The sequence below is a fragment of the Vreelandella profundi genome (genome assembly GCF_019722725.1).
In the GTDB taxonomy this organism is placed as follows: Bacteria; Pseudomonadota; Gammaproteobacteria; order Pseudomonadales; family Halomonadaceae; genus Vreelandella; species Vreelandella profundi.
This window is the reverse complement of record NZ_CP077941.1, coordinates 1,941,535-1,954,425: the sequence shown is the minus strand read 5'-3', so window position 1 is coordinate 1,954,425 and position 12,891 is coordinate 1,941,535. Positions and strand designations below refer to the sequence as shown.

Here is a 12,891-nt window from a genome sequence, read left to right as displayed (position 1 = left end):
CCTACACGCTGTGCGACCATCCTTTCATTGCGACGACGGCGCTTGGCTAGGATAATGCAGCACGAAAATTGTTTTTTACTTATTGTTTTTACACTTTTTCACTACATTAATGAGGCCGCACGTGAGTCAGCAAGCTCTCGAAAACGTTTTTCAAGAATGGCAGGGTAACGAGGCTTTGGCGGAACAGATGATCCCAATGGTGGGTCAGCTCTATCGTCAAAATAATGTTGTTGCCACCATGTTCGGACGTTCGTTGATTAAGCGGTCGGTCATTCGCATTCTTAAAGACCATCGCTTCGTGCGCAAGCTGGAAGGGACTGAGCTGTTTGTCGACGATACGTATCCCATCCTAAAAGGCATGATTGCGCTCAATCTTGGGCCTGCGCATGTCGATGTCGGTAAGCTGGCGGTGATGTTTAAGCGCCAGGGTGGCGGTGACGTTGAAGCTTTCCTGCGTAAAGAGCTTCATGAAATTATTGATGGTTATCAGCCGGGCGCGAGCACGGGCGAGCCTCAAGATGTGGTGCTTTACGGGTTTGGTCGTATTGGTCGCCTGTTGGCGCGCGTGATGGTTGAGAAGGCCGGCGGCGGTAATCTGTTGCGGCTACGCGCCATCGTGGTGCGCGGTCGTGGCGACGTGGCGAAAGATCTTGAAAAACGCGCCAGCCTGCTGCGTCGTGATTCAGTTCACGGCCCGTTTGACGGTACGATTATCGTCGATGCGCAGGCGCGCACGTTAACGGTTAATGGCAACGTTATCCAGGTTATTTACGCTGATTCCCCCAGTGAGATTGATTACACCGAGTACGGCATTAACAACGCTGTGATTGTTGATAATACCGGTATCTGGCGTGATGAAGACGGCCTGGGTCAGCATTTGAAGTGTAAAGGTACTGCTAAGGCCCTGCTAACGGCGCCGGGCAAAGGCGACATCAAGAATATTGTTTATGGCATTAACCATGCGTCGATTGGCGATAGCGATCTTATTGTTTCCGCTGCATCATGCACGACCAATGCGATTGTGCCGGTATTAAAGGTGCTCAACGACGAATACGGCGTTGTGAATGGTCACGTTGAAACCGTTCATGCCTACACCAACGATCAGAATTTGATCGACAATTACCATAAAGGCGATCGTCGTGGCCGTAGCGCGGCGCTCAACATGGTATTGACTGAAACGGGAGCCGCTAAAGCTGCTGCTAAAGCGCTACCTGAACTAGAGGGTAAGCTAACAGGAAACGCGATTCGCGTGCCGATCCCCAACGTGTCCATGGCGATTCTAAACCTGACGCTGGATAAGGAAGTCGACGCTGGTGAGCTAAATGACTACCTGCGCCGCATGTCGATTGAGTCCGCCTATCAGAAGCAGATTGACTTCGTTGATTCAGCTGAAGTGGTGTCATCTGATTTCGTTGGCAACCGCCATGCGGGCATCGTGGATGCCAAGGCAACGATTGCGAGCGGTCATCACGCTGTCGTTTATGTGTGGTACGACAATGAGTTTGGCTACAGCTGTCAGGTAGTGCGTATTTTGCAGCAGATGTCTAATGTGCAGTTCTTAAAGTTACCACGCTAAGTAATTAGTCGTAGGAAAGTCCGTGCGTTGGACGTTCATGCGAGCAGGACAAACGGGCGCTACCTCTGGGTGGCGCCTTTTTTTGGTCTCAATTCACCTTCTTGTGTATGTATATAGCACTTTTGAAGATCATAAGGGATGTGGTCATTGGACGCGCTTGTCTTTATAATAAGAGGGATTTTTCGGGGTGGTTCAAGTGCTGCTTGGGCCTGACTGGTAACAATCTGAGCAGAAAACAAGAATTCACTGAGCAGAAAAGAAGCATTCGAACCCCATACCTTCGTATATCCGATCCAACAACTGGGCGAGACTATGATCGAAGTCAAAAAAGGCCTGGATCTCCCCATCACGGGAGCGCCCGAGCAGCGTATTGAAGATGCGCGGCCTGTGCACCACGTGGCAATCCTGGGTACTGACTACGTTGGCATGAAGCCAACAATGGAAGTTCAGGAAGGGGATAAGGTCAAACTAGGCCAATTGCTCTTCACCGACAAGAAGATTGATGGCGTGCGCTATACAGCGCCTGCTGCCGGTGAAGTGCTTGCAATAAACCGTGGCGAAAAACGTCGTTTGCTATCTGTTGTGATTAAAGTTGACGAGACTGAGGAGGCGATTGAATTCGCAGCTCATGATCGTAATACCATTGCACAGCTTGATCGTCAGGCCGTAGTTGATCAGCTGGTGGAATCTGGGCTATGGACAGCGCTACGCACGCGTCCATTCTCTCGCACGCCAGCTATCGACAGCACGCCGGTCGATATTTTTGTGACCGCCGTGGATACTCATCCGCTGAGCCCTGACCCTGCACTGATCATTAATGAACAGCCGCAGGCATTTGAGGACGGCCTCAAGGTGTTAACGCGCCTTACCGAGGGCAACGTCTTCCTATGTACAGGTGAAAAGGGTACAGGCGAAAATGCCTCTATTCCGGGCGGCGATGTAGACGGTGTGAAAACCGAAAGCTTTGGGGGGCCTCATCCTGCTGGCTTGGTAGGGACCCACATTCATTATCTTTCTCCGGTCGCACTGCATAAAAAAGTGTGGCACATCGGCTATCAGGACGTGATTGCGTTCGGCAAGCTGTTTGTAGAAGGTAAGCTGGACGTGAGCCGTGTTATTGCCATCGGCGGTCCACGTGCCGAGAATCCTCGGCTAATTCGTACACGCCTAGGTGCCAATACGGATGAACTGCTGGACGGCGACGTTATCAAGCCTGATGACACTCGCGTCATTTCTGGTTCAGTTTTTTCTGGTTTTTCGGCAGAAGGCAAGTTGACCTATCTAGGCCGCTTCGGTAACCAAGTGAGCTTGCTAGAAGAAGGCAATAAACGCACATTCATGGGCTGGATGTCTCCCGGTGCTAATCGCCACTCGGTTTTGGGAATTTATATTTCCAAAATTAAAGGGCTGAGCAACTATGCGCCGACGACGTCAACGAATGGTTCTGAGCGTGCGATGGTGCCCATCGGTGTCTACGAGAAAGTGATGCCGCTAGACATTATGCCTACTCAACTTTTGCGTTCGCTGATCGTGGGTGACATTGAGGCTGCCATGCAGCTTGGGTGTCTTGAGCTGGACGAAGAGGATCTGGCGCTGTGCACGTACGTTTGCCCTGGCAAATACGAATACGGCCCCATCCTGCGTGACAATCTCTCCATGATCGAGAAAGAGGCCTGATGATGGGTATTCAACAGACACTCCAAAATATCGAGCCGCATTTCCACAAGGGCGGGAAGTACGAAAAGTTCTATCCGCTATTTGAAGCGGTAGATACTATTTTCTACTCACCGCCGAGCGTTGCTAAAACGACGGCCCACGTGCGCGATGGTATTGATCTTAAGCGCATGATGATCACCGTTTGGCTGTGCACGTTCCCCGCCATGCTATTTGGTATGTGGAATGCCGGTTGGCAAGCTAACGTCGCCATCGATGCGGGCTATGCATCAATGGGTGGCTGGCGCGAAGCGATCATGATGACCTTGGCGTCGGGTCATGATTCCAGCAGCTTATGGGCTAACTTTGTTCTTGGTGCTACCTACTTCTTACCTATCTATTTAGTAACGTTTGCAGTGGGCGGTTTCTGGGAAGTACTGTTCGCGATTAAGCGTGGCCATGAGGTGAACGAAGGTTTCTTCGTAACGTCAGTGCTGTTTGCGTTGATTCTTCCGGCGACTATCCCGCTTTGGCAGGTTGCTTTAGGCATCACCTTTGGTGTGGTGATTGGCAAAGAAATCTTCGGCGGAACGGGCAAGAACTTCTTGAACCCCGCACTAACGGCGCGTGCATTCCTATACTTCGCTTACCCGGCGCAAATCTCGGGTGACTCGGTATGGGTCGCAGCCGATGGTTATACGGGCGCCACCGCGCTTTCTCTGGCCTTCCAAGACGGCATGACCGCGCTGACCAATACCTTTAGCTGGTGGGATGCCTTCCTTGGCTTTATCCCAGGCTCTGTGGGTGAGGTTTCTACGCTGGCCATCTTTATGGGGGCGGCGGTACTGCTGTGGACACGTATTGCCTCATGGCGAATCATGCTGGGTGTGTTCCTGGGCATGGTGGCCACCAGTACACTCTTTAACCTGATAGGCTCCGATACCAACGCCATGTTCGCCATGCCCTGGTACTGGCATCTGGTTATTGGCGGGTTTGCCTTCGGTATGGTATTCATGGCGACTGACCCGGTGTCAGCCTCGATGACTAACCAGGGCCGCCTGATATTTGGTGCGCTGATTGGTGTGATGACTGTCTTAATTCGCGTTGTGAACCCGGCCTTCCCAGAAGGCATCATGCTTGCGATTCTGTTCGCGAACCTGTTTGCACCGCTGATTGACCATTTCTTCGTCCAGGCCAATATCAAGCGCCGCGTTAAGCGTACCGGTGTACCGGCCGAGGAGACTGCCTAATGGCACAAGGTAATAACTCCATCAAGAAAGTCCTGATTGTGGCCTTTGCACTGTGTATTGTGTGCTCGGTCATCGTCTCGACGGCGGCGGTTGCACTGCGCCCCGCTCAGCAGCTCAACCAGGAACTTGACCGTAAAACCAATATCCTTAACGTTGCCAAACTCTATGAGCCAGGTATGGACGTTGAAGCGGCCTTTGGCGAGCAAATCACCGCCCGCGTTATCGACTTGGATAGCGGCGAGTACACGGATGAGTTCGATCCCGATACGTTTGATAGCTTTGAGGCTTCGCGGGACCCCGCTACCGGCCGCACACTTTCAGGTGATCAGGATATTGCAGGCCTCTCGCGGGTAGAAAACTACGCGACGGTGTACCTGATTGGCGACGAAAACGAGCCAGAGCAGATTGTGCTACCTATTCGTGGCCAAGGGCTTTGGGGACTGATGCGTGGCTTCTTAGCGGTAGAGGGTGATGGCAACACGATCGTTAGTATCACCTACTACGAGCACAGCGAAACGCCAGGCCTGGGTGGGGAAGTAAACAACCCGCGTTGGCAGGCCCAGTGGGAAGGTAAGAAAATTTACGATGAAGAGGGCGACCTCTCACCGGCAATTCACCTTACTAAGGGCGGCGCGAGCGATGACTATGAAGTGGACGCGTTATCTGGCGCTACGCTAACCAGTAATGGCGTGACAAACATGCTGCAGTTCTGGTTAAGCGAGGAAGCATTCGGACCGTATTTGGCGAAATTCCGCAGCGGTACTGAGCCGGAAGATGCCGAAGGCACCGATACTGACTTCGAAGACGTTGAGGGGGCTTAATCATGGCGGACGTAAATGCAAAAGGCGTTTTAACGGCGCCGATTTTTAGAGACAATCCCATCGCACTGCAGATTTTGGGGATTTGTTCAGCACTGGCAGTAACGACAAGCATGAGCGTTTCGCTGGTAATGGCGCTGGCTGTTATCTTTGTGACTGCGTTCTCAAACTTGTTCGTTTCGTTGATTAGGAATCACATTCCGTCATCGATTCGTATCATTGTGCAGATGACCATTATTGCATCACTGGTTATCGTGGTAGATCAGATTCTCAAAGCCTACGCTTATGAGATGTCCAAACAGCTTTCTGTGTTTGTAGGCCTGATCATTACCAACTGTATCGTTATGGGCCGTGCAGAAGGCTTTGCAATGTCTAACTCGCCAGGCCTGTCGTTCTTAGACGGTATTGGTAACGGCTTAGGCTACGGCTTTGTACTGCTGGTTGTCGGTTTTGTGCGTGAGCTGCTGGGCGCTGGAAGCATCTTTGGCTTCACGGTTCTCCAGACGGTTCAAGACGGTGGCTGGTACGTTCCTAACGGCTTGCTGCTATTGCCGCCTTCGGCGTTCTTCATTATTGGTCTACTGATTTGGATTATGCGTTCGGTTAATCCAGAGCAGGTAGAAAGTAATGAGTTCAAAATGAAGGAAAACACCAAGCCCAAGGAGGCCGTGTAATATGGAACATTATCTGAGTCTTTTTGTTGCCTCGGTGTTTGTTGAGAACATGGCACTGGCCTTCTTTTTGGGCATGTGTACCTTCTTGGCTGTTTCCAAAAAGGTTTCCTCTGCGATTGGTCTCGGTATTGCCGTTATTGTTGTATTGACCGTTACGGTGCCGATCAACAATTTAGTGTTCACCTACTTGCTGCAAGAAGGCGCACTAACGTGGACGGGTATCAGTGGTGCTGAAAACATTGATCTTTCGTTCCTTGGGCTGCTTTCCTACATCGGTGTTATTGCTGCGCTTGTACAGATCATGGAAATGTTCCTTGATAAGTACGTGCCTTCGCTCTACAACGCGTTAGGTGTATTCCTGCCGCTAATCACCGTTAACTGCGCTATCTTAGGTGGCGTACTGTTCATGGTTGAGCGTAACTACAACTTTGGCGAATCAGTGGTCTATGGTTTTGGCGCAGGCACTGGCTGGGCGCTGGCGATTGCCGCTCTGGCGGGTATTCGTGAAAAGTTGAAGTACAGCGATGTGCCGGGTGGCCTTCAGGGGCTGGGCATTACTTTTATCACCGTGGGTCTGATGTCGTTAGGCTTTATGTCTTTCTCAGGCATTCAGCTTTAATCGGAGCCGGTTTTTCCCGGCGATGCTCGCATCGCCGGGTTATATAAAACCTCTAGCAATAGGAAACCGACATGGTTGATACAACTGTCATCTTGCTCGGTGTTGTCATGTTCACGGTTATCGTTATTAGTTTGACGGTAATCATTCTGGCAGCGCGTAGTAAGCTTGTTAGTAGCGGGGACGTGACCATTGAAGTCAATGGCGACCCTGAGCATACGTTAAGCACCCAAGCCGGCGGTAAGCTGCTAAACACGCTTGCAGCAAACGGTATTTTTCTCTCTTCAGCTTGCGGTGGCGGCGGTTCCTGCGCGCAGTGCAAGTGCCGTGTAGAAGAGGGCGGTGGCTCAATCCTGCCGACCGAAGAATCGCACTTCACCATGCGTGAGAAGAAAGACGGCTGGCGTCTATCTTGTCAGGTACCTGTGAAGCAGGACATGAAGGTAGAAGTTCCTGAAGAAGTCTTTGGTGTTAAAAAATGGGAATGTGAGGTTGTTGGTAACCCCAACGTTGCCACCTTTATTAAAGAACTGAACTTGAAACTGCCTGAAGGTGAGGAAGTTGCCTTCCGTGCAGGTGGCTATGTGCAGCTAGTTGCACCGCCTTATGACATCAAGTTTTCTAATTTTGATATTGATGAAGAATACCGCGGTGATTGGGAAAAATTTGACATGTTCAAAGTTTCCCACAAGAACAACGAGGAAATTATTCGCGCTTACTCTATGGCGAACTACCCTGATGAAAAGGGTATCCTCAAGTTCAATATTCGTATTGCAACGCCGCCTCCCGGTACTAGCCATGCGCCTGGTTTGATGTCTACTTTCGTCTTCAACTTAAAAGAAGGCGACAAGGTGACGGTCATGGGGCCATTTGGTGAGTTCTTCGCTCGCGATACTGATGCTGAAATGATCTTTATCGGTGGTGGTGCAGGTATGGCGCCAATGCGCAGCCATATCTTTGACCAGCTGAAGCGTTTGAAGTCGGATCGCAAGATTACCTTCTGGTACGGTGCGCGTTCTTGGCGCGAAACGTTCTATAACGAAGAGTACGATCAGCTAGCCGAAGAATTCCCTAACTTTGAATGGCATCTGGCGCTTTCAGACCCGCAGGACGAAGACAACTGGGAAGGGCCAACCGGCTTCATCCATAACGTGCTGTACGAAAACTATCTGAAGGATCATCCCGCGCCTGAAGATTGCGAGTACTACATGTGTGGGCCGCCGATGATGAACGCCTCTGTTATCAAGCTGCTGCTGGATATGGGTGTCGAGCCAGAAAACATCCTATTGGATGACTTTGGCGGCTAATCGATCAGCAAGACTGTTAGTCGACAGCCTAGATAGGCCGTAGTAGATATAGACGTGATAAGCGGGGCTGGCCTTTTGGCTGGCCCCGTTTTTTTATGGCTATTGCTCACGTTAAGCGGGCGCTTATAACCGCTGATCCGCTGATGTATAATGAGTGTACAAAGTAATCTTGTAAGGCACTTCTTGGCAGGCCAGCTGTCGACAGTTACTTGCAAGAGACAATTTACGTGCAAGCAAAGCATCACTATGAAAATAGGCCGTGTTGGGAGATTGATATGACTATTTGGCTACTGGCATTTGGTTTTATGGCACTGATCATGTGTGCCATGGCAGTGGGTGTGCTTATGGGGCGTAAACCCATTGCGGGCACCTGTGGCGGCTTGAATCAGCTCGGATTAAAAGAAGGTTGCGATATTTGCGGCGGTAAAGACGAAGTTTGTGAAGAAGAGAACCGCAAGCAAGGCAGTATTCGTCGCCGCAGTGACGAAAGCCGCGGCGCCGATCTAGGTTACGATGTGACCCGTCGATAGCCGCTATGTGCTAAGCGAAAAGCGTCTGTTTAAAACGAGCAGCGCTTATCACGAGAGATGAGTATAACGGGAAGAGGGAGACGCAGAGAGTATGGCGGTTCACAATTACGATGTCGTGGTAATCGGTACGGGGCCTGCAGGGGAAAGCGCTGCCATCAATGCTGCAAAGCATGGCAAGCGCGTAGCGATTGTTGAGAAACAAGCCCAGGTGGGGGGGAACTGTACCCACTGGGGAACGATCCCTTCTAAAGCATTGCGCCACCAGGTCAAACAGATCATGGCGTTCAACACAAACCGAATGTTTCGCGATATTGGTGAGCCACGCTGGTTCTCTTTTCCTAAAGTGATGGAGCGCTCACGCGGAACCATCGACAAACAGGTAGAGATGCGCACCACGTTTTACGCGCGCAATCGTATTGATCTGTTCCATGGCGTCGCCCGTTTTAAAGATGAACACACTTTAGTAGTGCGTGATCGCCAAGAAGGCATGGAAGAGCTTGTCGCTAAGAAAATAGTCATTGCTACAGGCTCGCGCCCTTACCGCCCGGCGGATATTAACTTCCGTCACCCGCGTATTTATTGTTCGGATACTATTTTAAGCCTCTCGCACACCCCGCGTACGCTGGTGATTTTCGGGGCCGGTGTCATTGGCTGTGAGTATGCATCGATCTTTTCAGGTCTAGGCGTCAAAGTTGATCTCATTAATAACCGCGACAGCCTACTGTCGTTCTTGGACGATGAGATAAGCGATGCCCTTTCTTATCATCTGCGTAAGCACGGTGTTCTGATTCGCCATAACGAAGAATACGCAAGCGTGGAAGGCGATGAGTCTGGCGTAATAGTGCATTTGAAATCAGGTAAAAAACTGCGCGCCGACGCTTTTTTATGGGCCAACGGCCGTACCGGTAACACTGACAGCCTGGGCCTGGAGAATATTGGCCTGAGTGCGAATGGCCGGGGGCAGCTAAGTGTCGACGAGCATTATCGTACCGAGGTTTCGCATGTCTATGCGGCTGGCGATGTAATAGGTTGGCCCAGTCTTGCCAGCGCCGCTTACGATCAAGGCTTGAACTTGTGTAATGAGCTGCTCGATAAAGAGTATCGGTTTGTCAGCGATGTACCGACAGGCATTTATACGATTCCTGAAATCAGCTCATTCGGGGCCAATGAACGCGAATTGACGGAAGCTAAAGTGCCCTATGAAGTCGGCAAGGCTTTCTTTAAGGATACCGCCCGGGCGCAGATTACGGGCGATATCGTAGGCATGCTTAAAATTCTTTTCCACCAAGACACCCTGGAAATACTCGGCATTCACTGCTTTGGCGACCAGGCTTCTGAAATTTTACATATCGGCCAAGCGATTATGCAGCAGAAGGGCGAGGCCAATACCCTAAAGTACTTTGTTAACACGACCTTTAACTATCCGACGATGGCAGAAGCTTACCGAGTGGCTGCCCAAAATGGTTTAAATCGCGTTTTCTGATCGCGCTTTACCCATCAAGCCTTATCACTGGGTATTTAATGGGTGGCCTCAAGCTGATGGAGAAATACTGTTTCGCCGTCGGCTTGAAAAGAGATATCAGGTGGAAGCAGACTTTCAACACGGTTACGTCCAAATGTTTTGGCCTGATAGAGCGCTTTATCGGCGTAGCAATACAGATGCTCAAAAATGTGAGCGCCACCGTCGCTGGTCGTGACGCCGATACTGATGGTGGCAGCTACCCCGTTGATACTGTCGAGCCTCATGCATGCAATCTCATTGCGCAGCCTATCGGCCACCTGTAGTGCGTCGTGCGTCAACGTATTGGGCATCAATAGGCAGAATTCTTCGCCACCAACTCTCGCTAAGGTGTCGGATGGACGGCACAATTTTTCCAGCCGTTTACTGACCTGACGCAGCACATCATCACCCACCGGATGACCGTAGGTGTCGTTGATACATTTGAATTTGTCGATATCTATTAGTAACACGCTTAGCGAGGTTTTATTCCGCTGAGCCTGAGTCAGTCCTGCAAATGCGACGTTGACTAAATGACGGCGATTATAAAGTCCGGTTAACTCATCGGTTAGCATCAACTTATGCATTTGATTACGCTGCCGATAAAGATAGAAAGCTGCCATGGTGAGTGTAAAGGCCGCGCTGATAACTAATGCCAGCAAAATACTAATAGCGATGCAGAGATGGCGCATGACGGTGCGCTGTTGTAATGAAACAGTGTGAATTTCATCAAGAAGCTTGTTATAAAGCCACTGCTGTTGATCGCCCAGCGCCATTGCATCGCTTTTTAAGAGGGCAATATGTTCGGAATTTTCCTCAGCTATGCGGGCGCGCTGGGCTAATCTAATGAGTTGATAATTAAGGTCGATAAAATGGCTTCTAAGATAGGCAACGCCGGGTATAAGAAAGTGATGTTTATCGATACTGGTTTGCAAGTTGTCTAACTGTTGTTGAGAAAGAAATATAAAATAGTGGAGATATTCAATAATATTGGCATCTTTTAGCTGGCTGGTTTCTTTTGCGACAGCCTGCAGCTGAAGAGGCACCTGCTGCGCCAGCATAATATCATTCGCTAGCACGCTATAATCGACGCTGGCCTTTTGCCAAGCAGTGTTCACATAGCGCTCGGTGGCAGCTGCCAATATCAAAAGCATCAGTGCGAAAATAACGGCAAAGCGCCATCTTGGCTGGCGAAAACAATGATGAATAATCATTATTTGGCCAGCGTGTAGTTCGTAATGACGCCATTTATTTTCTTATGCTGACTTAATAATAGCTTCCTGGGCTGATTATAGCGCTTTGGCTGAAAAGACAGATTCTGCATGGCACCGCTCCCTCGCTGGTTAGGTAGCCCATGGATTCTTCCTCATGCAACTTAAGCACTTGTATGCAATGTGTGCCATCCCTCAACTTTACTAATTGCGAGATTATAGCTTTACTCATTATTATTGTTATTTTAATAGCTATCCTTATAAAGTGCTGAAATCTAATGATTATCTAGCGTGCTTAATGCGGAGAGTGCTTTGTCCTGCCAACTTCCTGATAGTGAAGCCGCCTGAGTTAATGCGTCTCTAGCTAAATCAGTCGATCCTTTTTGAAGAAGTAGGAGGCCGCTATTTAACCAGGCCGCGCCCATCTTAGGGTCAATGTCGGTTGCCTTCTCAAATGCCTGAAGCGCTTGGTCGGGTTGCTGGTCTGCATAAAGAGCGTTGCCTAGCGCGAACTGCCCAATTGCATCAGCAGGGTGGTGCTCTACAAACGTTTGCCAGCTTGAAAGCGCTGCTTGAGCCCCATGGGTTTCTTCATAGGCGCTAATGGCTTCTAGCGCATTGCGTGCGGTAATGCCGGCAGGTAATGAGCCTGGCTCTGCGACCACAAATCCCCAGCGATGGGTGCGCGCCCAGGTCGCGTCAAAGCGGCTAAATGACATGGTATGGCGTTCAATCTCACCGCTGCGCAGAATCAGCGTTTCGCTAGGCAGGTCATAGCCAATCGCAACGGCGTAATGCCACATAGGATAAATAGGTAGAGATAAATTCTGCATCACCACCACCGGGTCACCTGCCGCTAAGTGGCCGAGTAACGCATCCATCGTGCCACGAACGGGATATGCCAGCTGCTCGTAGCGTCTAACGGTTGCCAGCATTTCGGGCTGTACGCTGCCATCGCGCCCGGGTAAAAACACCTGGGGAATGAGCGTATCAACTTCTGCGTCCACGTCTTGATAGTTAAGCACCATGGCAAGCGTGGCAGGCCCGCATTGGAATTCCGTTTGAGCGTAAAACGGCACGCTGTCTATTTCAGCGTGCGCGGGAAGGTTGCTGTAGCTGCTTTGTAGCAATACCGGATTACGGGCACAGGCGCTAAGGAGCAGGAGTATCATAAAAACGCCCGCAAAGCGGGCGTAAAAAAACGTGTTGGTCATGTGCTGCCTATCAACGGGTAAACGGATATACGTCTGTCAGGCCGAGAATGTCGGTAATTAGCAGAATGATAAATACCGCAAACAGTACGCCGATAACGCCGCCACCCGCACCAGCAGGCATTAGGTCTAGCTGATCAGCCATCTGCTGCGCTTCAGAATCGCTAAGCGCCGCAACACGCGCATCTACTTCGTCTAGGTCAACACCCTGCTTTAGTAGCTGATCTTGCACATCTGCGCGAGCTAACACTTCATTAATACGCTCGCGATCAGCGCCAGCACGATCACCTGCTAAAACAGATTGGGTAGAGACTAGATCCATTGAGTGAGGCGTAACAGGCGCTGCAGCGACGGGCAAACTGGTAATAACGAGCGCCGCAATCAGCAGGGTAGAGAGGTAAGCACGCAATGATTTCATCGTCTTGTTCCTTAGACTAGTCAGGGGGAGTACAAGCTTTTTTGTCGCTTGAATCAACAGTATAGAAATAATTTGCCACATTTTTAAGCCCAAGAGCAAAAGTACTCATTATTTGCACTAAAGACGGGT

At 50.4% G+C, this 12,891-nt stretch carries 12 protein-coding genes; 9 read left to right on the top strand and 3 right to left on the bottom strand.

From position 1 onward, the window contains the following. Positions 1–121: 121 nt before the first annotated feature. The 9 genes from KUO20_RS08965 to sthA all read left to right on the top strand — a co-directional run bounded on the left by KUO20_RS08965 (position 122) and on the right by sthA (position 9,907). The gene (locus KUO20_RS08965) at positions 122–1,576 is read left to right on the top strand and encodes a glyceraldehyde-3-phosphate dehydrogenase (protein WP_235039541.1); all 1,455 of its coding nucleotides are present in this window, start codon (positions 122–124) and stop codon (positions 1,574–1,576) included. A 312-nt stretch (positions 1,577–1,888) separates the two neighbouring features. Then, entirely contained in the window at positions 1,889–3,253 is a 1,365-nt protein-coding gene (locus KUO20_RS08960; protein WP_235039540.1) for a Na(+)-translocating NADH-quinone reductase subunit A, read from the top strand. Next, a complete protein-coding gene (locus KUO20_RS08955; protein WP_096279614.1) occupies positions 3,253–4,479 on the top strand; it encodes an NADH:ubiquinone reductase (Na(+)-transporting) subunit B in 1,227 nt (408 codons plus the stop codon). The genes KUO20_RS08960 and KUO20_RS08955 overlap by 1 nt, the downstream gene beginning before the upstream one ends. Further along, positions 4,479–5,300, top strand: a complete 822-nt coding sequence (locus KUO20_RS08950; RefSeq protein WP_235039539.1) for a Na(+)-translocating NADH-quinone reductase subunit C — start codon at positions 4,479–4,481, stop codon at positions 5,298–5,300. The genes KUO20_RS08955 and KUO20_RS08950 overlap by 1 nt, the downstream gene beginning before the upstream one ends. Positions 5,301–5,302: 2 nt before the next feature. Beyond that, the gene (locus KUO20_RS08945; protein WP_235039538.1) at positions 5,303–5,971 is read left to right on the top strand and encodes an NADH:ubiquinone reductase (Na(+)-transporting) subunit D; all 669 of its coding nucleotides are present in this window, start codon (positions 5,303–5,305) and stop codon (positions 5,969–5,971) included. Position 5,972: 1 nt separating this feature from the next. Beyond that, positions 5,973–6,590 carry an NADH:ubiquinone reductase (Na(+)-transporting) subunit E gene (nqrE, locus tag KUO20_RS08940; RefSeq protein ID WP_096279620.1) on the top strand — a complete coding sequence of 206 codons (618 nt, stop codon included), beginning with the start codon at positions 5,973–5,975 and terminating at the stop codon, positions 6,588–6,590. Positions 6,591–6,661: 71 nt separating this feature from the next. After that, positions 6,662–7,894, top strand: a complete 1,233-nt coding sequence (gene nqrF, locus KUO20_RS08935; RefSeq protein WP_235039537.1) for an NADH:ubiquinone reductase (Na(+)-transporting) subunit F — start codon at positions 6,662–6,664, stop codon at positions 7,892–7,894. A 275-nt stretch (positions 7,895–8,169) separates the two neighbouring features. Then, on the top strand, positions 8,170–8,424 hold the full coding sequence (gene nqrM, locus KUO20_RS08930) for a (Na+)-NQR maturation NqrM (RefSeq protein ID WP_235039536.1): 255 nt from the start codon (positions 8,170–8,172) through the stop codon (positions 8,422–8,424). A gap of 91 nt (positions 8,425–8,515) precedes the next feature. After that, entirely contained in the window at positions 8,516–9,907 is a 1,392-nt protein-coding gene (gene sthA / locus KUO20_RS08925) for a Si-specific NAD(P)(+) transhydrogenase (RefSeq protein WP_235039535.1), read from the top strand. A 35-nt stretch (positions 9,908–9,942) separates the two neighbouring features. On the opposite strand, the gene KUO20_RS08920 is transcribed toward sthA, so the two are convergent. The 3 genes from KUO20_RS08920 to KUO20_RS08910 form a co-directional block, all read right to left on the bottom strand. Next, positions 9,943–11,136, bottom strand: coding sequence for a GGDEF domain-containing protein (locus KUO20_RS08920; protein ID WP_235039534.1), 1,194 nt, complete (start codon positions 11,134–11,136; stop codon positions 9,943–9,945). A 272-nt stretch (positions 11,137–11,408) separates the two neighbouring features. After that, entirely contained in the window at positions 11,409–12,347 is a 939-nt protein-coding gene (locus KUO20_RS08915; protein ID WP_237673746.1) for a PA2778 family cysteine peptidase, read from the bottom strand. Between the two features lie 10 nt (positions 12,348–12,357). Then, positions 12,358–12,762: a PA2779 family protein gene (locus KUO20_RS08910; protein ID WP_235039532.1), complete on the bottom strand. Its 405-nt coding sequence runs from the start codon at positions 12,760–12,762 to the stop codon at positions 12,358–12,360. Positions 12,763–12,891: the final 129 nt, after the last annotated feature.

What these genes read in the sequence shown, in the direction of transcription:
- KUO20_RS08960 (WP_235039540.1), top strand. Translation starts at nt 1,889, where the DNA reads ATGATCGAAGTCAAAAAAGGCCTGGATCTCCCCATCACGGGAGCGCCC.
- KUO20_RS08955 (WP_096279614.1), top strand. Translation starts at nt 3,253, where the DNA reads ATGATGGGTATTCAACAGACACTCCAAAATATCGAGCCGCATTTCCAC.
- KUO20_RS08950 (WP_235039539.1), top strand. Translation starts at nt 4,479, where the DNA reads ATGGCACAAGGTAATAACTCCATCAAGAAAGTCCTGATTGTGGCCTTT.
- KUO20_RS08945 (WP_235039538.1), top strand. Translation starts at nt 5,303, where the DNA reads ATGGCGGACGTAAATGCAAAAGGCGTTTTAACGGCGCCGATTTTTAGA.
- nqrE (WP_096279620.1), top strand. Translation starts at nt 5,973, where the DNA reads ATGGAACATTATCTGAGTCTTTTTGTTGCCTCGGTGTTTGTTGAGAAC.
- nqrF (WP_235039537.1), top strand. Translation starts at nt 6,662, where the DNA reads ATGGTTGATACAACTGTCATCTTGCTCGGTGTTGTCATGTTCACGGTT.
- nqrM (WP_235039536.1), top strand. Translation starts at nt 8,170, where the DNA reads ATGACTATTTGGCTACTGGCATTTGGTTTTATGGCACTGATCATGTGT.
- sthA (WP_235039535.1), top strand. Translation starts at nt 8,516, where the DNA reads ATGGCGGTTCACAATTACGATGTCGTGGTAATCGGTACGGGGCCTGCA.
- KUO20_RS08920 (WP_235039534.1), bottom strand. Translation starts at nt 11,136, where the DNA reads ATGATTATTCATCATTGTTTTCGCCAGCCAAGATGGCGCTTTGCCGTT.
- KUO20_RS08915 (WP_237673746.1), bottom strand. Translation starts at nt 12,347, where the DNA reads ATGACCAACACGTTTTTTTACGCCCGCTTTGCGGGCGTTTTTATGATA.
- KUO20_RS08910 (WP_235039532.1), bottom strand. Translation starts at nt 12,762, where the DNA reads ATGAAATCATTGCGTGCTTACCTCTCTACCCTGCTGATTGCGGCGCTC.